Origin of the sequence: Novosphingobium pentaromativorans US6-1, assembly GCF_000767465.1 — a bacterium.
Classification (GTDB): Bacteria; Pseudomonadota; Alphaproteobacteria; order Sphingomonadales; family Sphingomonadaceae; genus Novosphingobium; species Novosphingobium pentaromativorans.
The window spans coordinates 58994-77205 of the sequence record NZ_CP009294.1 but is presented as its reverse complement, the minus strand read 5'-3'; the positions used below and the strand labels follow the sequence as shown (position 1 = coordinate 77205).

General features: G+C 61.8%; 16 protein-coding genes and 1 pseudogene. 5 read left to right on the top strand and 12 right to left on the bottom strand.

All coding sequences use genetic code 11. The features are described 5' to 3' along the window. Positions 1–45 precede the first annotated feature (45 nt). Complete coding sequence (locus JI59_RS23920; RefSeq protein ID WP_039859054.1) at positions 46–3003, bottom strand: Tn3 family transposase; 2958 nt, start codon at positions 3001–3003, stop codon at positions 46–48. Positions 3004–3142: 139 nt separating this feature from the next. Here JI59_RS23920 and JI59_RS23915 point away from each other — a divergent pair, with 139 nt between their 5' ends. Further along, positions 3143–3700 (top strand): recombinase family protein, encoded by a 558-nt coding sequence (locus JI59_RS23915; protein ID WP_031290454.1) that lies wholly within the window; start codon positions 3143–3145, stop codon positions 3698–3700. Between the two features lie 482 nt (positions 3701–4182). Here JI59_RS23915 and JI59_RS23910 read toward each other — a convergent pair whose 3' ends face one another. Together JI59_RS23910 and JI59_RS23905 are read right to left on the bottom strand one after the other, a co-directional pair. Continuing rightward, positions 4183–5298: an NAD(P)H-dependent flavin oxidoreductase gene (locus JI59_RS23910; protein ID WP_007016023.1), complete on the bottom strand. Its 1116-nt coding sequence runs from the start codon at positions 5296–5298 to the stop codon at positions 4183–4185. 14 nt (positions 5299–5312) lie between these two features. Then, positions 5313–6098 (bottom strand): FadR/GntR family transcriptional regulator, encoded by a 786-nt coding sequence (locus tag JI59_RS23905; protein ID WP_052118054.1) that lies wholly within the window; start codon positions 6096–6098, stop codon positions 5313–5315. A gap of 154 nt (positions 6099–6252) precedes the next feature. Here JI59_RS23905 and JI59_RS23900 point away from each other — a divergent pair, with 154 nt between their 5' ends. Next, on the top strand, positions 6253–7530 hold the full coding sequence (locus JI59_RS23900; protein ID WP_007016021.1) for a cytochrome P450: 1278 nt from the start codon (positions 6253–6255) through the stop codon (positions 7528–7530). Positions 7531–7558: 28 nt separating this feature from the next. Beyond that, positions 7559–7885: a 2Fe-2S iron-sulfur cluster-binding protein gene (locus JI59_RS26500; protein WP_081474106.1), complete on the top strand. Its 327-nt coding sequence runs from the start codon at positions 7559–7561 to the stop codon at positions 7883–7885. Between the two features lie 38 nt (positions 7886–7923). Here the strand turns inward: JI59_RS26500 and JI59_RS23890 are convergent, their stop codons facing one another. From JI59_RS23890 to JI59_RS23850, 9 genes and pseudogenes are all read right to left on the bottom strand, one after another. Continuing rightward, positions 7924–8343 (bottom strand): BphX family protein, encoded by a 420-nt coding sequence (locus JI59_RS23890; protein WP_007016019.1) that lies wholly within the window; start codon positions 8341–8343, stop codon positions 7924–7926. A 26-nt stretch (positions 8344–8369) separates the two neighbouring features. After that, the gene (locus JI59_RS23885) at positions 8370–8657 is read right to left on the bottom strand and encodes a DUF1330 domain-containing protein (RefSeq protein ID WP_007016018.1); all 288 of its coding nucleotides are present in this window, start codon (positions 8655–8657) and stop codon (positions 8370–8372) included. Positions 8658–8711: 54 nt separating this feature from the next. Then, positions 8712–10034: an LLM class flavin-dependent oxidoreductase gene (locus tag JI59_RS23880; RefSeq protein WP_037485717.1), complete on the bottom strand. Its 1323-nt coding sequence runs from the start codon at positions 10032–10034 to the stop codon at positions 8712–8714. A 38-nt stretch (positions 10035–10072) separates the two neighbouring features. Next, positions 10073–11140 (bottom strand): tartrate dehydrogenase, encoded by a 1068-nt coding sequence (locus JI59_RS23875; protein WP_007016015.1) that lies wholly within the window; start codon positions 11138–11140, stop codon positions 10073–10075. A gap of 22 nt (positions 11141–11162) precedes the next feature. Continuing rightward, positions 11163–12176: a ketopantoate reductase family protein gene (locus tag JI59_RS23870; protein WP_007016014.1), complete on the bottom strand. Its 1014-nt coding sequence runs from the start codon at positions 12174–12176 to the stop codon at positions 11163–11165. Positions 12177–12196: 20 nt separating this feature from the next. Beyond that, positions 12197–13159, bottom strand: a complete 963-nt coding sequence (locus tag JI59_RS23865; protein ID WP_007016013.1) for a dihydrodipicolinate synthase family protein — start codon at positions 13157–13159, stop codon at positions 12197–12199. Positions 13160–13267: 108 nt separating this feature from the next. Next, positions 13268–13504 (bottom strand): annotated as a pseudogene (locus JI59_RS23860) (alcohol dehydrogenase catalytic domain-containing protein); the annotation flags it as partial. 36 nt (positions 13505–13540) lie between these two features. Beyond that, on the bottom strand, positions 13541–14065 hold the full coding sequence (locus tag JI59_RS23855) for an aromatic-ring-hydroxylating dioxygenase subunit beta (protein WP_037485814.1): 525 nt from the start codon (positions 14063–14065) through the stop codon (positions 13541–13543). A 41-nt stretch (positions 14066–14106) separates the two neighbouring features. Then, the gene (locus JI59_RS23850) at positions 14107–15471 is read right to left on the bottom strand and encodes an aromatic ring-hydroxylating oxygenase subunit alpha (RefSeq protein WP_039859049.1); all 1365 of its coding nucleotides are present in this window, start codon (positions 15469–15471) and stop codon (positions 14107–14109) included. A gap of 127 nt (positions 15472–15598) precedes the next feature. Here JI59_RS23850 and JI59_RS23845 point away from each other — a divergent pair, with 127 nt between their 5' ends. Then, positions 15599–16558, top strand: a complete 960-nt coding sequence (locus tag JI59_RS23845) for a DMT family transporter (protein WP_047824562.1) — start codon at positions 15599–15601, stop codon at positions 16556–16558. Positions 16559–16561: 3 nt separating this feature from the next. Further along, positions 16562–18130, top strand: coding sequence for an AMP-binding protein (locus JI59_RS23840; RefSeq protein WP_007016007.1), 1569 nt, complete (start codon positions 16562–16564; stop codon positions 18128–18130). Positions 18131–18212: the final 82 nt, after the last annotated feature.

Genomic DNA, 18212 nt, shown 5'->3' with positions numbered 1-18212 from the left:
CGAAAGTGACGCAACTGCACGGTAAGGGCGAACGGATAGCGAACGTCACGCGGCGAGCAAGGAGCTGACGGCGCGCAGCGGCCGCAAGGCATCCGGATCTGGGCGATCTTCGACATTCCAGCTATAGTCCCCTGTCAGCGAGATGTGCTCCCAGCCCAACGGTGCGATGTGGCGTGCGATCTCGTCGGGCGTACCGATGTCAGCCAACGCCATTTCGAGATAGCGGGTGTTCCACAGGATGATGGCGGCGACGAGCAGATTGAGGCCCGATGCCCGATAAGTCTGGTTCTCGAAGCGCCGATCACGCAGCTCGCCGAGTTGGTTGAAGAAGAGCGCGCGGGCGAGCGCATTGCGGGCTTCACCCTTATTGAGGCCCGCCTGGGTGCGCCGGCGCAGGTCAATGTCGCGCAGCCAGTCGAGCATGAAGATCGAGCGTTCGAGGCGGCCAAGCTCGCGCAACGCGAGGGCCAGTCCATTTTGTCGGGGATAGGCGGACAGCCGGCGGAGCATCGCCGAAGCGGTGACGGTGCCGGTGCGGATCGATGTGGCGAACCGCAGCAGTTCGTCCCAATGCGCGGCGACATGACCCAATGCGATCGGCTCGGCCGTCATGCCAGTGAGCAGCTGGCCAGATTCCTGGCCAGGCAGGAGGTGCAAGCGACGCTCCCTGATATCGCGGAGGCGCGGCGCGAAGCGGTAGCCGAAGAAAGGCATGAGGCCGAACACATGGTCCGATGCCCCGCCTGTATCGGTGTAGTGCTCCTCAATCGTCAGGCCGGTCTGATGATACAGCAAGCCATCCAGCACATAAGGCGCTTCGCCGGCAGTCGCCGCGATCACCCTGCTCGCGAAGGGATCATATCGATCCGAGACATGGGTGTAGAAGGCGACGCCCGGTTCGTTGCCGCTGCGTGCGTTGATGTCGCCGATCGCGGCCCCACGACCGCCAGCGTGAAATTGCTGTCCGTCGCTCGACGAAGTGGTGCCGTCTCCCCACAGCGCGGCGAGTGGCATGGCGCGATGGGCGTCGATCAGCCTTCCCAGCGCTTCGCCATAAGCGGCCTCGCTAATATGCCAGTCGTGAAGATGGGCGAGCTGACGCAGACTTGCGCCCCGGCAGGTTTCCGCCATCCGCGTGAGGCCGAGATTGATGCCGTCGGCGAGGATGACGGTAAGCAGGGCATTGCGATCGTCGGCTTCCCTACCCGAACGCCGGTGGATGAAGCATTCGCTGAACCCGGTCCAGGCATCGACCTCAAGCAGAAGATCGGTGATCTTCACGCGCGGCAGTCGATCATAGGCGGCGCGACGGGCAATCTCGGTGGCGGGCGGCGTTGCCGCCTTCAGCGGCGAGATGATGAGGCCGTTTTCGTCAAGCCTCACCTGGGGCAGCTCGCCCTGACGCGCGAGGATCGTCACCTGTTCGATCGCCGTGTCGAGCCTGGTGCGCCTTTCCTCGATATGGCGCTCGAAATCCGTTTCGATGGCTAGCGGCAAAGGCCCCTTCTCGTGAAGCGCCGCAAAGGTCGCCGGCGGGATGAGATAGCTGTCGAAATCGCGAAACTGCCGGCTTCCCGCGACCCAAATGTCTCCCGCTCGCAGCCGTTCACGTAGCTGCGACAGGGCGCATAGTTCATAGGCGGCACGATCGACGATGCCATCGCGCAGGACGAACGGCCGCCATGCGGACGGCACAAAGCGCAGCGGCACGCGATCAGGCAAGCGCCTTTTGCCGGTCTGGTAGAGCTCCGCGATGATGGCCAGCGCTGACAGGAGCCCCTGCACCGCACCGGCGCCGCGAAATTCAAAGGTGTTGAGAAAGGCACCGGCAAAGAGCTTCACAGTGCGATGCCGCTCGATCAATTCGGCCGTGCGATCGACGGTTTCCGGTCGCCCGAGCACTTCGGCCTGCTCGACGGCCACGGCGAAGCGCTGCCAGTCCAGCGCCTCGATCTGCGCCAGAAAATCCACGCCCTTGGTGCGCGCGTCGATGAGGAGCCGGCAAGATCCCGTGAGCGTCCGGAGATGGCCTTGCAGCTCGCGCACCGTCTTTAGGGCTTTGTCGCGAGTCCGGTTCTCGGCGCGGCGCGCCATGCTCCCCAACAGCTTGTCGAACATCGTCAGGGCCGCGTCGGTCAGGCTTTCCTCAAGGCGGATGCCGGTTGCCGCCAGTGTTGCATGTCTCCGTAGGGCATTGAGTTCGCCAAGGTGCTGGGGCGTGATGCGGCTGCCTTCGTCCGCCAGCCTGTCAAAAGTCAAAGCCGGGATCATGTCGGCACGGGCGCGATCGAGGCCCAGCGCGCGGACATAGGCGAGCCGTTCGATCAGGCGCAGGATGGTGCGCGCTGCCGGCGACTGTGGCGCATTGCGTAGCCAGGATAGCCATGTGGTGGCCTGCCCCGACCGTCGCGCCAGCAAATCGTCCAGGCCCTGTAGTGTGTCGGGCAGCAGGCCATTTGTGAGCACTTCATAGGTAAGCTGTTCAGCTTGCTGGCGAGCCCGTCGCAGTACCGCTTCGAGAATCGACGAAGAAGGCAGGAGGATCTGCCGACGGCGGAGTTCATCGACGATGACCCCTGCCATCTGGCCGGGATGGATGATGGTCTGCGCGATCGGGATCGAGAAGGCGACAACTTCACGGAAGGCGTCGCGGTCGAAGATCCTGAACCCGTGCGATCGTCGGATTTCAACGAGATGCTCGCGACGGGTCTGGTCCCGATGAGCATAGGCCGCAAAGGCTTCAGGCGCGATGTCGAGTTGCTGCGCTACATAGGCGAGCACAGGAGCGGGCGGGACTTCGCCCGCTTCCAGCGCACGGCCAGGCCATCTCATAGTGAGCAGGAGCATCGCGAAACCGAGCCGGGTGGCATCGCCGCGACGGCGGCCGACAATTTCCACGTCGTCGCTGGTCAGCGTATAGTGCCGCGCAATCTCGCGCTCATCGAGCGGCGCGCTATAATGCCCCGCCCAGATTTCCGGGCTCACCAGTCGCCGTCTCGCCACGCATCATCTCCTTCGCTTTGCGAGTCCGTCAGACGGTCCTCTGGCGGTCAGCATGAATATGTCCGTCAACTCTGGACCCGCGATGGCGATTCGGACAAGAATGCAAATTGATGGGAAAACGGACAGATTGGGACCGGTCGTGGCACTGATCGGCTATGCGCGGGTATCGACCGGCGATCAGAAGCTGGCGCTTCAGCATGACGCGCTGAATGTGGCCGGATGCGAGCGCATCTTCGACGACCATGCGTCCGGCGCCAAGACCGATCGGCCTGGCCTGGCCGAGGCGCTCGCCTATCTGCGTACCGGCGACACGCTGGTGGTCTGGAAACTCGATCGTCTTGGGCGCTCAATGAGCCATCTGATCGAGAAAGTCGGCGAGCTTGCGGCGCGCGGCATCGGATTCCGCTCGCTCACCGAAAACATCGACACTACCACTTCGGGCGGGATGCTGGTGTTCAACATCTTTGGCTCGCTTGCCCAATTCGAGCGAGATCTAATCCGGGAACGCACCCATGCTGGCCTCAAGGCCGCGCGCGATCGGGGTAACAAGGGTGGTCGCCGCCCTGTCGTCACCCCCGACAAGCTACGCAAGGCGCGGGCGCATATCGCAGCGGGCCTAACTGTTCGCGAAGCCGCCGCGCGCCTCAAGATCGGGAAGACAGCTCTCTACAAGGCACTGGAACAAAAAACGCCATGAACTTGGGAATTACCTGCATGCTGTCGGAACATCGAGCGTTGCTCCGCAAACTGCTATTGCCGCTACTCTGTGCCCTCAGCGGATGCGCCACGGTCCAAGATGGCGAGGCCGCAGATGCGCTAGAATATGCATGTGGAGACCTTGCCGTTGTCGGACGCATAGTGACGATTAGCTCAAAGGCCAGTCCCGGCTCCGATGGTCTGCCAAATTGGCGGAGCCAGTATAACCTTCAAGTACGGATCAAACGAGTGATCCAAGGTAAGGAAAACAGGCATATAGTTCCCGCATCAGCAATCGCTCATGCGCAGATACGCGATGATCGGGACTTTCTGGCTGTTCTTCGTCCCGATGGGGAAGGTGGCTACACCCTCATGACAGCCAACCTGTGGGCATATCGTCCGAAAATAAGCGGACCGTGTTCGTAGCGGAAATCTGCCCGCCACATGTGTTCGCTATCCGTTCGCCCTTAGCGTGCAGTTACGTCACTTTCGTGTAGTCACCCCAACGAGATCCGCCAGGACTGCGGCAGCGGGACGCACGGCATGGATCAGACCAATGCCCTGTCCGGCAAAGCCGGGCAGGATATCCTTGCGCTTGGCCTCGATGCCGGCTGCCATGACCGGACCGGCGATCATCGACTGGTACGGCATCGGCAAGGGCTCCTTGCCGGCTGCGACCCAGGCGTCGGCCCACTTGTTGCGGATCATCCGCGCGGGCTTGCCGGTGATCGACCGGCTGACCACGGTATCGGCATCGCCGCCCTCAACGATTGCCTCTTTCTGGAAATCCTCGATCCCCGCCTCTTCGGTGGCCAGGAACGCCGTGCCGACCCACGCGCCTTCGGCGCCGAGCATGAACGCAGCGGCCACACCGCGCCCGTCGGAAATGCCGCCCGCGCCCAGAACTGGCACGCGGTCGCCCACTGAATCGACCACCTGCGGGATCAGCGAAATTGTCCCGATCGGCGAATTGTGCCCGCCGCCGTCGTGGCCCTGGGCGACGATCATGTCGATCCCGCTTTCGACCACCTGCCGCGCGTGCTGGACCTTGCCGACCACCGCCATGACGACCGTTCCATTGGCGTGGAGCCTGTCCATCCACGGACCGGGGTTGCCAAGGCCTGCGGCATAGACCGGGACCTTTTCCTCGATCACCACTTCCATCTGGGCTTCGAAGAACTCTTTCGAGAACAGTGGCGGCCCGCCCTCGGCATCGCGCCCGCCGATCGCCCGCCGTACCGCCTCGCCATCGGCACTGGCCAATCCTTCGCTGGCCATGAAATCTGCGGCAAACTGGCGGTATTCGGCCGCCAGCGCCATCGGATCGGCGGGTGCTGCGCCGCTCTGCGGGGGCTTGCCCCGGCGTACCGAGGCCGGCAGCAGGGTATCGACCCCGAAGGGCTTGTCGGTCAGTTTTCGGGTCTGGCGAATCCAGTCTCGCAGACGCTCGGGCGCGCAGGCTGCTGCACCCAGAACGCCAAGCCCGCCAGCATTCGAAACCGCGGCCGCCAGCGCCGGCACGCTGGCCCCGCCCATCCCGGCGAGGACAATCGGGTATTCGATCTTCAGCATTTGGCAGATGCGGCTGTTCAGGGCCATCGTTTCTCTCCCTTTCAGGTTTCCCGGTTTGCGTTCCCCCAGCGGACCTTTTGGGCGAGCAGTTCGGGACTGCGTTCGGCCAGGTATTGGGTCGATCCAGCAATCAGCCGGTCCATCTGGCGCCGCGCGCCGGCCACGTCACGCATCCGCACGGCATGAAGCACACGCCCCAGGCACCGCAACTGGGTGTCGCGCTCCTGGGCCGAATAGCCCAGGCCCACCGACATGCTGCGGGTCAGTAGGTGCAGCGCGGAAATCAGCAGGCCAAAGGTCGGGTTCCCGCTGGCCCAGCCCAGCAGGTCGTGAAATCGCCGGTTGGTTTCTTCGAATTGCGGACTTTCGCGTTCGCGCTCGAGCTGCGCCAGGCAACCCTCGAGCGCGGCAAGATCTGCGGCGGTGGCCATTTGCGCGGCCCTTGCCGCTACTGTCGGGGCAATCGCTTCGCGCAATTCGAGCAGCGCCTGGAGGTCCGCATCCATGAATTGCAGGATCAGCGCCATCGAGCTGGCGAAATCGGCGGTCTGGGGCCGGGCGACGACCGGTCCACCACCCCGACCCTTGGTGAGATGGATCACGCCTTGCAGTTCGAGAAAACGCAGTGCTTCGCGCAGCGTCGCGCGCGCCACGTCGTAGCGCGCCAGCATGGCATCCTCGTGAAGCAGCCGGTCGCCCGGTCCTCGGGCGTTGCTCTCGATATCCTCCACAATCTCGCGCGCCAGCACCAAGGCGCGCTTGGCCTTGGCCCGGCCCAAGCTTGCGGCAGCGGACGGATGGCGAGGGGAGGCGTGATCTGAGCGCATGATATTCTGATAAGAATTTATCAGAATTCTGTCAATCACCACGCATGAGATCGCTCATACTGGGAACCTTGCATGTTAATCTGATCCTATTTATTGACCGACTTGCCATTTGTCTCTACCATCCCCGGCGCAGACCGAGGTGTAAGAGGCGGCCATGACCACACTGACGATAAGCCCTGACCAGGATAGCGCGGAATTGTCCCGGTTCGTTGCCGGAATCCCGCTTGCGGAAATCGACGTTTCCCGCCCAAGCCTGTTCCAGAGCGACAAGATCGGAGCCTTCTTCGAGCGGCTGCGGCGCGAGGATCCGGTTCATTACTGCGCCGAAAGCTCCTACGGACCCTACTGGTCGATCACCCGATACGACGACATCATGGCGGTCGACACCAACCACAAGGTCTATTCCTCCGAAGCCAAGCTCGGCGGAATCGCAATCCAGGACATGCACCGCGACCAGAGCAATCTTGAGCTCGAGATGTTCATCGCGATGGACCAGCCCAAGCACGATGCCCAGCGCAAGGCGGTGACGCCGGCAGTGGCGCCATCCAACCTGCTGCTGCTCGAACCGGTGATCCGCGAGCGCGCCGGCGCGATTCTCGATGCGCTGCCGGTTGGCGAGGAGATCGACTGGGTGAAATGCGTCTCGGTCGAACTGACCACCATGACGCTGGCGACACTGTTTGACTTTCCCTGGGACGAGCGGGCGCGCCTGACCCGCTGGTCGGACGTCACGACCGCCATTCCGGGAGCGGGAATTGTCGATTCCTTCGAACAGCGCCGCGCCGAGCTGATCGAGTGCGCGATGTACTTCAAGGGGCTGTGGGACCAGCGGATCGATCAGCCGGAGGGGAACGACCTGATTTCGATGATGGCCAATTCGCCCGCCACGCGCGACATGCCGTTCCTTGAGTTTCTGGGCAACCTGCTGCTCTTGATCGTCGGTGGTAACGATACCACCCGCAATTCGATCAGCGGCGGCGTCCTGGCGCTGAACCGGCACCCCGACCAGTATGACAAGCTAAGGCGCGATCCCGCCGTGATCAGCAGCATGGTGCCGGAAATCATCCGCTGGCAGACCCCGCTCACCCACATGCGCCGAACCGCGCTTGAGGATAGCGAGATCGGCGGCAAGCGCATCGCCAAAGGTGACAAGGTGGTGATGTGGTACCTCTCGGGCAACCGCGACGAAACGGCGATCGACCGACCTGAAGAGTTCATCATCGACCGCAAGAATCCCCGCCAGCACCTTTCGTTCGGCTATGGCATCCATCGCTGCATGGGCAACCGCCTGGCCGAACTGCAATTGCGGATCATCTGGGAGGAAATCCAGAAGCGTTTTGACTTCGTCGAGGTGGTGGGTGAGCCCGAGCGACTCCTGTCGAACCTCGTTCGCGGCATCACCCGCCTACCGGTCAAGCTTCACGCGCATTGATTTGCACGCCAAGGGAAAGTCAGATCCCATGATCAAGGTCACATTTGTAGCTCACGATGGCCGCAAGCTCCGCGTCGAAATCGGCGAGGGTTTGACGGCGCGAGAAGCGGCGCTGTTCAACGACGTTCCCGGCATCGACGGCGATTGCGGCGGCCAGTGCGCCTGTGCGACATGCCACGTCCAGGTCGATCCAGCCTGGATCGACCTGGTCGGGCGCCTTGCGGATGACAGTATGGAAGCCGATCTGCTCCAGTTTGCCGAAGGGACCACGGCGGAAAGCCGCCTTGCCTGCCAGATCAGGCTCGACGCACGGCTTGACGGACTTGTCCTCCATGTTCCGGAGCAACAATACTGAGCTCGGGCTGACGGTTGTCCAGCCGGTGATCTAGCTCCTCAACCTTGTTGCGCCTTTTCCCGGTGCGCCGCGGTCCAGGCGTACCAGGCTCCGAGTACGATTACCGCATGAGCCGCCAGCGTTGTGAAGACGACCCATGCCGCCTCGCCGCTGCACAGCAGGCTGTAGATGTCCCAGGCCGCGCCGACCGCTTCGGTGAGCACGATCACCGGGACCAGCGCGACATATTTCCACGGCTGCCGCGCGCCCCACAGGGCGACGACACCGATCGCGGCCAGCTGTATCCCGACGATCAGCCAAGCATCGAGCAGCAGGCCGAACACCGGCTTGCCCTGGCCCAGATCAATTCCCGGGTAGATCAGGGGCAGGGCCCCCGCATAGATCGGCGGCCAGAGCAGGACCAGATTACACAGGTACCAGATTCCGCTGGCGATGAAGAAGATGCGCAGGCTTTGCATGGTTCAATCTCCAAAGGCTGCGCCGGTCAGTCGGCGACCGCGAAAATGTCGGACGTTGCGCCGGCGATCCGTGCAGCCTTGAACGGCGCATAGTCGGGGCAGGCCATGAACGCTTGGACATCCGCCATCGCGGGGAAGCGGAAGATCACCGTATAGTGCGGCACCGCGCCTTCGCCTTCGAATCGTTCGAACCGGTTGGAGCGGCAGATCAGTTCGCCGCCGAACCGCGCAACCATCGGCGGGACATTGGCTTGGTAGTCCGCAACCCAGCCATCGTCGTGTGAGGTGACGGAAGCGATGAAATAGGCGGCCATGATTGTTCCCTCCGTGTCGTTACCGGTCTGGTCGGCGGCTCCCGGTTCGCCGCGTCAAAAAAATCGGTTGCCGGGGCGCGGCAAACCGAAATGATCGCGCAGGGTGGTTCCTTCGTAGTCCTTGCGGAAAATGCCCCGGCGCTGCAATTCGGGCACGACCAGATCGACGAAATCGTCGAGCCCCGCCGGCAGATAGGGGAACATCACGACGAACCCGTCCGAACCGCGCTCCTCCAGCCATTGCTCCATCTCGTTGGCAATCGAATCCGGAGTGCCGACGAAGGCGAGCCCGGCATAGCTGCCGGCTTTCGCGGCGAGCTGGCGGATCGTGAGGTTGTGCTGCCGGGCTTGCGTGACCAGCATTTCACGAGAAGTCTTGCTGGCGTTGGTATCGGGTATCTCGGGGAGGGGGCCATCGGGGTCGAACCCCGAAACATCATGATCGAGCATGCCGCACAGCGAGTGAATCCCGCTTTCATAGTGAACTAAGCTGTCCAGGTGAGCGCGCTTGGCCTTGGCCTGCTCGACCGTGTCACCGACAACGACGAGCGCGGCGGGCAGGATCTTGAGATGATCGGGATTGCGTCCGATCGGGATCATCCGCCCTTTCACATCGGAATAAAAGCTCTTGGCGGCGGCAAGATTCGAAGCGGCGGCAAAGACGACTTCGGCGGTTTCGGCGGCAAGCTGGCGTCCGGGATCCGAGGCCCCAGCCTGGAAGATGACCGGCCAGCCCTGCGGGGGGCGGGCGATGTTGAGCGGACCGAGGACCGAGAAATGCGGCCCTCTGTGATCGAGCACGTGCATCCGCGCGGGATCGAAGTAGATGCCGCTTTCCGCATCGCAGACGAAGGCGTCTTCCGCGAAGCTGTCCCACAGGCCAGTCACGACGTCGTAGAATTCGCGGGCGCGTCCGTAGCGTCCGGAATGATCGGGCTGCACCTCGAACCCGAAATTCTTCGCGCTGTCGGGGTTGGACGTGGTCACGACGTTCCAGCCGGCCCGCCCGCCGCTGATGTGATCGAGTGAGGCAAAGCGGCGCGCGACGTGAAAGGGTTCGTCGAAGGTGGTGGAAGCGGTCGCGACCAGCCCGATCCGTTCAGTCGCGCCGGCCAGCGCCGACAGCAGGGTGAAGGGTTCGAACGAGGTGACGGTGTGGCTGCGGCGCAGCGCCTCGACCGGCATGTTCAGAACACCGAGATGATCGGCCATGAAAAAGGCATCGAACTTGCCCGCCTCGAGCTTGCGGGCGAATTGACGGATCGCGGCGAAGTTGAAATTCGCATCCGGGATTGCCCCGGGGTAGCGCCAGGCGCCGGTATGGATGCTGACCGGCCGCATGAACGCGCCGAGGTGAAGCTGGCGTTGCTGGCTCATGCGTTTCGTTCCTTCAGGTTCGCGAAGACTGCCGGGGATCACCTTCCCGGCAGCTTTTCCAGTATCTGGCGGGTCAGGTCCGCTGTACTGCCGTCGCCACCTAGATCGGGGGTCAGGTCCGCTTGCGGATCGAGCAGGACCGCTTCGATCGCGGCCAGCACCATCGCCGCGGCTTCAGCTTCTCCCAGATGGTCGAGCATCATTGCCCCCGACCAGATCTGGCCGATCGGATTGGCAATACCCTGGCCGGCAATGTCCGGGGCCGAACCGTGCACCGGTTCGAACATCGACGGAAAGCGCCGCGGCGGATTGAGATTAGCCGACGGCGCGACCGCTATCGTCCCGGTTACGCCGGGACCGAGATCGGACAGGATGTCGCCGAACAGATTGGATCCGACCACCACGTCGAAGCGTTCGGGTGACATCACGAAGCGGGCCGCCAGAATGTCGATATGGTACTGGTCGGTGGCGATCTCGGGATATTCCGCGCCGATCGCCGCGAAACGCTCGTCCCAGAACGGCATCGAATGGTATAGCCCGTTGGACTTGGTGGCCGAGGTGACGTGCGGCCGGCCAAGCTTGCGCGCGAAATCGAAGGCGTAACGCAGGATCCGGTCGGTGCCGCGGCGGGTGAATACTGCCTGCTGGATGACGATTTCATCCTCTCCGGTGCCGGTGCGGCCGCCGATCCGGGAATATTCGCCTTCCGAATTTTCCCGCACCACCCAGAAGTCGATATCGCCGGTACTCTTGTCGCGCAGCGGCGAGCGAATGCCGGGCAGCAACCGCACCGGCCGGAGATTGACGTATTGATCGAATTCGCGCCGGATCGGCAGCAGCAAGCCCCACAGCGAGACGTGATCGGGCACCCCGGGATAACCGACCGCGCCAAGGAAGATTGCGTCATGATCGGCAAGCCGGGTGAGCCCGTCATCGGGCATCATTTTCCCGGTGGCAAGATAGGTTTCGCAGCTCCAATCGAAGTCGCGAAACTCGAGCGCGAAGCCGCATCGCTGCGCGACCGCCGACAAGACCCGCACCCCGGCGGGCAGAACTTCGCGGCCGATGCCGTCGCCGGGGATATTAGCTATGGTATAGCGGTTCAAGACTGTTTCCCGTGCCGAAAGGTCAAAGGTAGCTGTTCAGGGTTTTGAGGACCCGGTAAGCCCCCAGGAATGTCGGCGCATCGACGCCGAGGCGTTCGGCGGCCTCGGCGAGCGGCCCCAGCACTTCGTCAACCTCCATGCGCCGGCCGGCCACCAGGTCATCGTGCATCGAGGTCCGCGCCGGCCGGTTCTCCGGCTTGAACCGGCCGACCATGGCCATCACCCCGGCAAGTGCTTCGTCGAAACTTTGGCCGTTGATCTCGACGAGCCGTGAGACAGGGGCAAAGAAATTTCGCGGTTCGTAACCCAGCGCCTTGTAAATCGCCAGCAGGTCCTTGACGATCAGGACATACTGGGCCGCGCCTTCGCGCACCGCCACACCGTCGATGAAATCGAGCTCTTTGATGCCGCCCAGGGTGCTGGCGCTCCACGATGAAGCACTTCCGACCTGGACCAGTTTTTCCCAATGGACATGGGTGATGTCGGCAGTCGAGCGGGACCCCATCCCGGCCGAGTCCAGCGCCTCGGCCATTGTCCGGGTGCGATCGCTTTCCCCGCCTCCCAGTTCGCCGAAATAGGCGGTTACCGGGACGGCCATATTGTTGAGCGCGCGGCCGGGTTCGAGCAGGGTTGCGCCGTCCATGATCGACCCGCCGATCACCTTGTCCTTGCCGAACGCGGCCTGCAGCCGGCCTTCCTTGCCAACCCCGTTCTGCAAGGTGAGGGCGCAGGCTGTCCGGTCAACCAGCACTGTCGCATCGGCCAGCGCCTGATCGGTGCCCTTCGCCTTGGTCAGCAAGATGTAATAGTCGATCGCGTCCTCGACCTCAGCCGGGGTCTCGACCGCGAACAGGTTGTCGCGCTGCACGAACTGTGCACGCACCCCTTCGATTTGCAGACCGCCCTGACGGATTGCCTCGACATGGGGTTTGCGCGCAATCAGCGTTACCTTGTGTCCGCGGCGGGCCAGGAAGCCGCCGACAACGGAACCAAGACCGCCTGCGCCGTGGATGCAGAAATGCAATTGCTTTGTCATTGGTAGTGTCCTGCGTTCGATCAGGCGATGCCGAGCTCGATGAGCTTGGCTCTGATCTCTTCCTTCTTCTGCGGGGTCACGTCGGCAACCGGCGGCAGGATCGGGCCGGCCTTGAGGCCGATCGCCTCATACCACGCCTTGATGTTCGCCAGTGCCGAAGCATAGGTCGCGGTGCGCGCAATATCCCAGACGAACTGGTCATGGTAATATTCGCGGACATCGTGCAGGCCTTCCCACTTGGTGCGGGCCTCTTCCCATTTGCCCTGGTTGGCGAGGTTGATATAGTCGCGCGCGAGGTGGCGCTTTTTGCCATAGAGCATGAACGACAGTTCGCCCCAGCACACCGTCCCGCCCAGCCGGAGGTCTTCGAGGAAGAAATATTCGAACGGCTCCATGGTGTTGAAGCCTTCGGGCATCAGGCTGCGGATCTTGATCGTCTCGGCGCGGTTAAGCGCACCCTGCTTGACCCCGATCACGGTATCGAGATCGGCTAGGCGGCGCATCAGGTTCCAGCTCAGCACCGTGCCCGAAACCGGGGTGCGGTAGAGGCAGACCGCCATATTGCTGCGATCGGTCAGATACTTGAACCAGGCGAAAATCTCGTCGTCGGTTCGCAGCTGGACGACCGGGTTGATGACTTCGGCGCCGTTGAAACCCAATTTCTCGACGAACTGCATCTTTTCGAGCGCGAGGTGGACCGACGGGTCGAGGATGATCGTCCACAGGTCGAGCCGCCCGGCGTTGGCATCGGCGACGATCTCGTGAAAGCGCATCCATTCGGACGGAGTGACGTTCCAGCATTCGGCAATGAAGCCGCCGACAACCAGGCCATCAAGGCCCATTTCGACGTATTTGTCGATGTTGTAGCGGATCCCGTCGATATCAAACTTGTGGTCGGCGGTCATCGGGGTGATCGGGCACTGGTAGAACCCCCGGACTGTCTCGGTGGCCCACTTCTTGGCGTCTTTGCGATCGTAGTCCATGTTAGTATTCCTTCACCCTTTGTCTGGTTGACTTGTTGGCAATGTGCCGAGCTAGGTTGCGGCCAGCGCCGATTGGGCAGCGGCAAGGCGCGCGATCGGAACGCGGAACGGAGAGGCGCTGACATAATCGAGGCCGACCCTTTCGACGACGCCCGCGCCCTCGTGGCCGAGCACAGCCGGCAGTGGCGTCGGAAAATGCTGGTCGCGCACGGTCAGGTCGGTGTGACACATGCCGGCCGCAGCAATCTTGACTAGTACCTCGCCGTCGCGAGGATCTTCGAGCGATACGGTGTCGAGGACGAATTCCCCGCCCTGACGTTCGATGATCGCGGCATAGGCTTCCATGCAAATTCTCCCGATCTGGCGCCAAATCGCGCATTTCTAACAAAAGAAATACAGATTCTTGTCTTGCGTGACTCTCGCATCGAGGATAAGTTTTCGCCGGAAGACCTTGAAACCATTGCCGTCCTGGCGCAACTTGTCTTCACGCCCCAATGTATGCACCGTGACTTCAGTCTGGCGGCGGTTGCGGTAGACAAGGATGTTCGACAGGACGTCCAATTCGCCGTTTTCGGCTTCAAAGGCTTCGACATTCGACACGAAGTACCGGATTTTGGATGGCGGATCCTCCATCCAGACCTGACCTGAATAAAGCCGTTCGACACGCTGCTTGAGCTCTTCGAAGTCGTCGTTGTAAATTGCCGCATCGTCTGGCGTTGGGTCCGGGCGCCGGTCTCTCACGAAGCGCTGTTCGTAAATCGGCATCCAGTAATGGATGTCTTCGGCGACCATTCCGTGCAGCCATTCCCGGTACTGCCCGGTCTGCAACAGTCTGACCTCGGCACGATAGTGCGCTTCGACGGCGTAGTGCACATCCGGCGTCACCGGAACTTGTTCGGTCGACATGTTCTCTCCGTAGTTGTCGATATTTGGACCGGCTCTGGCGATCATTCGGCCGCGTTGAGCTTTTCGTTCCAGAAATTGCGATTCGTGAAGACCGAATCCCAATTGTCGTCGTTTGCCTTCACGCTCGCCCAATCGGGGGCATCGATCATTTCCTTCCAGAACCGGTAGAAGCCCCGGTAGGATGTCTCGCCAATGAAGCTGATGCCGACGATTCCGGGATAAACCGGATGCGGTCCTTCGTAGCCGACGCCCATGGTCGAATTCATCATGCCGTCACGCGTGATCACGCCACGGTTCACGTAGGTTGCCGAAGACATGTTTTCGCCGTCGTCGCTTTCCAGCGTCCCGGCGGTTCCGAATGTTCTCGTCGCTTCGCGCTGTATCGCACTCTTGGTAGCGGGATCGGCATCGCTCGGCACCATGGTATAGGTCCATACTTCAATCTCGTGCGGCCCGCGTGGATGCCAGATTTTGAAGGTGTTGGTGCCATACAGGAACGAGCAATTGGGGAAGATCGCGCCGTTCCAGTGCCCGACATAAAGCCGTTCGCGATCCGCGCCAAACTTGCGGCGCACCTCGCCGCGGGTGTCCTCAAGATATTTGTTCCAGCCGTCGCCCTTTCGGTGGATCCCAGCCGCCGCGTTGTCGACCAACCCAAAGCCATGACCATGCCGGGTCGTGAACTGCAATCCAAGATCGTCGAAGGGAATGTCCGCGCGGTTGCCGGCCAGTCCCGCAAACGGACCACCGATCTGACCAAGCGCCGCCGCATGGGTCCATCCGACATGATATCCGTCGCCGACAAAATTTTCGACCGGCACTTTCCAGTTGCAGTGAAGCAGGCTCTTCATCGGCGGACCGAGCAGTTCCAGCCCAGCGCCCCCTCCTTCCCAGATGGTGTCGAGATAAAAACGGAATTCGCCCAGGTAGTCTTCAAGGCTTGGCGCTTCGGGATCATGGCAACCGAAAATGAAACCCTTGTAGGTTTCGACCCGAACAGACTTCGCCGCCAGCTCTTGCTTATCGAGTTTGTTGTGGTAACAGCGCGACTCGAGTGGGACATCGACCAACGATCCATCCTGCCCGTACACCCAGCCGTGATAATTGCAGACGAACGCCTTGGCGTTACCGCTGTCGGCGTGGCAAATCTGGTTGCCGCGGTGCGTGCACGAATTGATAAAGGCGCGGAAGGTCCCGTCGCTCTGGTGCGAAAGGATGATCTTGTCCTCGGCCATATAAGTCGTGATGAAGTCGCCCGGCTTCGGGAGAAGCGATTTGTGGCCGAGCATCAACCATGCCCGGGAAAAAATCCGCTCTATTTCAAGATCATAAACGTCTCTGTCCCAGAACACCTGACGGGACTGGCTAGCATTGACAGTGTCTACGAGTGTGGTGTCGCCGCTCATGGCTCTCTCCGGTTTCACGCCCCCGATTGTCTTCGGCAGAATCGTGCACTAAGGGCAATGCGATGCACGATATGCAAAAAGTCGACGCTATGCAAGTGGGATTGAAATGGTCGGGCCGTTCCGTCTGATGGGCGCTGCCAACTGTTCCCCAGGCTGGCGGCGTGCCCCAGGTTACCTGTGGAATTCACCATTCTTGCTGCTTTCGCTCGCTTCGCTGTTCTGGGCCTTGAATCCCATCGTCGGCCGGGCGGCGCGCGACTTGCTTTCTCCCCTGTCGCTGGCCTTTTGGCGTTGGGTGGTTGCTTTGCTGTTCGTTCTGCCATTTGCCTGGCAGCACATCGTGGCCGATCGTCTGGTCCTGCGCGAGTCCTGGCGCCTGCTCGCGGTATTGGGCGTATTCGGCGTGGGGGTGTTCGCCTTCATCGTTTACTGGAGCCTGCAACTCACTACAGCCACCAACAGCCTGCTGCTGCAATCGACCATGCCGGTAATGACTCTGGTCATGCCCAGCATCCTCTTTGGGGAGCGGATCAGGCCGCTATTGGTTGCCAGTGCGACGCTGTCCTTTACCGGAGTCGTCTGGATCGTGACCAGAGGGCAGCCTTTCGCGTTGCATCTTGGCGGGCTCAACCACGGCGACTTGCTCGCCCTGACCGGGGTCTTCCTTTACTCGGCCTATGCGACGTTCTTGCGCAAGGTGCCCGCCATACACCACATCACTCTGCTCGCGGTGCTGTTCGCGGTCGGCATGGGAGCGCTGGCTGTACCTTACCTGGTCAGCCTGGCCGACAGCGGGGTCGCCACGCCACGAATTGAAGTGATTAGCGCAGTGGTCTATGTTGGCATCTTTCCCTCGCTGATTGCCTATGCGTTCTTCAACCGCGCGGTAGTCCTGATCGGTTCAGTAAGAGCCGGCGTCTACATGAACCTGCCTACAGTGTTTGGTGTTTTTCTGGCGGTGCTGCTGTTGGGGGAGAGACTCGAAACCTATCACATGGTCGGAGCGGCCATTGTGGTGGCCGCGATATTCGTTTCGCGCCGAGCAGCGGCGGGCCAGACAGAAAACAGGGGAGAGCGGAAACCATGAGTGATGATCCCCGAGACGGTTTTCGCGATGCTGGCTTGCGCGCGGCCCGGTGTGATCCATTCCGTTGTGTTCGGCGGGTTCGCCCCACCCGAACTGGCCAAGCGGATCGACGATGCCACCCCCAAACTGGTGCTCACCGCTTCGTGCGGAATCGAGGGCAGCCGCACCATTGCCTGCAAGCCGTTGGTCGACGAAGCGCTGGTCCTTGCCGCCCACTCGGTCGAGCATGTCGTCCTGGTCCAGCGCGAACAGCTAACCGCGGACTTGATGCCCGTCCGAGACATTGACTGGCACGATCTGCGGCGGAGGACCGCCGATATGCCGGTGCCTCCATGCGTTCCTCTCGCCTCCGGCGATCCGCTCTACATCCTCTACACTTGGGGCACCACAGGAACTCCCAAGGGTGTGGTGCGCGACAATGGCGGACATGCCGTGGCCCTGTCGTGGTCGATGGCCAACATCTATGGCATCGGGGCACGGGACACGTTCTGGGCTGCCTCGGACGTCGGTTGGGTGGTGGGGCATAGCTACATCGTCTATGCCCCGCTGCTGGTTGGGGCCACGACCGTCCTGTTCGAAGGCAAGCCTGTCGGCACACCCGATCCCGGCACGTTCTGGCGGACCATAGCGCGCCATAATGTCAAGAGTTTCTTCACCGCGCCGACCGCGATTCGGGCGATCCGCAAGGAGGATCCCGATGCCCGGTACCTGAAGGAGATCGGCGTCGGCGCGTGCCGTGCCGTGTTTCTGGCCGGCGAACGCGCCGACCCGGAAACGATTGCCTGGCTGGAGCGGAAAAGCGGTTTGCCGGTGATCGATCATTGGTGCCAGACCGAGCTTGGCTGGCCGGCCATCGCTTCGTGCTTCGCGATGGGGGATCTGCGCCGCAAGCCTGGCAGCGCTGGCTTTCCGGTGCCAGGATATCAGTTCGCCATCCTCGACGACGAAGGATTTGCTCTGCCCGACAAGGCAAGCGGCAATGTTGTGATCAAGACCCCGCTGCCGCCCGGCACTTTCCGTTCGCTGTGGAACAACAACGCCACGTTTGTCCGAAATTTCGAGACGTTCCCTGGGTACTACGAAACCGGTGATGCAGGCTTTCGCGACAGTGAGGGCTTCATGCACATCATGGGACGAACCGACGACATCATCAACATCGCCGGTCATCGGCTGTCGACCGGACAGATGGAAGAGATCGTGTCGCGGCAACCAGGTGTCGCTGAATGCGCCGTCGTCGGTGCGGACGATAACCTCAAAGGTATGGTACCGATTGCTTTCGTCACCCCGCAGATTGGTTATGCGGCAGACAAGAGCATAGCCGAGCGCGCTGTCCTTGCCGTGCGTAGCGAGCTTGGTGCGATCGCGGCGATGAAGGCGGTGCTGGTCGTTGAGCAATTGCCCAAGACCCGTTCTGGCAAGATCTTGCGTAGCCTGCTCCGCAAGATCGTGAACCGCGAACCCTTTGATATCCCCGCGACAATTGACGATCCAGAAACGCCGGCCAAGATTGCGGCGGTTTGTCGGGAAGAATTGGGACTAGACGACCCTCATCTGCAAAATCCCGGTAAGTGATTGACCTGCATCATGAGTTTTCGACCGTTTAGAGCGAACGCTGCCGCTTCAGGATTTCATTGGCCGGGAAAGGAGGCGTTCG

Excerpts from the sequence above, each read along its gene's own strand:
- JI59_RS23910 (WP_007016023.1), bottom strand. The coding sequence starts at position 5,298 with ATGGCCCTGAACAGCCGCATCTGCCAAATGCTGAAGATCGAATACCCG.
- JI59_RS23905 (WP_052118054.1), bottom strand. The coding sequence starts at position 6,098 with ATGCGCTCAGATCACGCCTCCCCTCGCCATCCGTCCGCTGCCGCAAGC.
- JI59_RS23900 (WP_007016021.1), top strand. The coding sequence starts at position 6,253 with ATGACCACACTGACGATAAGCCCTGACCAGGATAGCGCGGAATTGTCC.
- JI59_RS26500 (WP_081474106.1), top strand. The coding sequence starts at position 7,559 with ATGATCAAGGTCACATTTGTAGCTCACGATGGCCGCAAGCTCCGCGTC.
- JI59_RS23890 (WP_007016019.1), bottom strand. The coding sequence starts at position 8,343 with ATGCAAAGCCTGCGCATCTTCTTCATCGCCAGCGGAATCTGGTACCTG.
- JI59_RS23885 (WP_007016018.1), bottom strand. The coding sequence starts at position 8,657 with ATGGCCGCCTATTTCATCGCTTCCGTCACCTCACACGACGATGGCTGG.
- JI59_RS23880 (WP_037485717.1), bottom strand. The coding sequence starts at position 10,034 with ATGAGCCAGCAACGCCAGCTTCACCTCGGCGCGTTCATGCGGCCGGTC.
- JI59_RS23870 (WP_007016014.1), bottom strand. The coding sequence starts at position 12,176 with ATGACAAAGCAATTGCATTTCTGCATCCACGGCGCAGGCGGTCTTGGT.
- JI59_RS23865 (WP_007016013.1), bottom strand. The coding sequence starts at position 13,159 with ATGGACTACGATCGCAAAGACGCCAAGAAGTGGGCCACCGAGACAGTC.
- JI59_RS23855 (WP_037485814.1), bottom strand. The coding sequence starts at position 14,065 with ATGTCGACCGAACAAGTTCCGGTGACGCCGGATGTGCACTACGCCGTC.
- JI59_RS23850 (WP_039859049.1), bottom strand. The coding sequence starts at position 15,471 with ATGAGCGGCGACACCACACTCGTAGACACTGTCAATGCTAGCCAGTCC.
- JI59_RS23845 (WP_047824562.1), top strand. The coding sequence starts at position 15,599 with ATGGGCGCTGCCAACTGTTCCCCAGGCTGGCGGCGTGCCCCAGGTTAC.
- JI59_RS23840 (WP_007016007.1), top strand. The coding sequence starts at position 16,562 with ATGATCCCCGAGACGGTTTTCGCGATGCTGGCTTGCGCGCGGCCCGGT.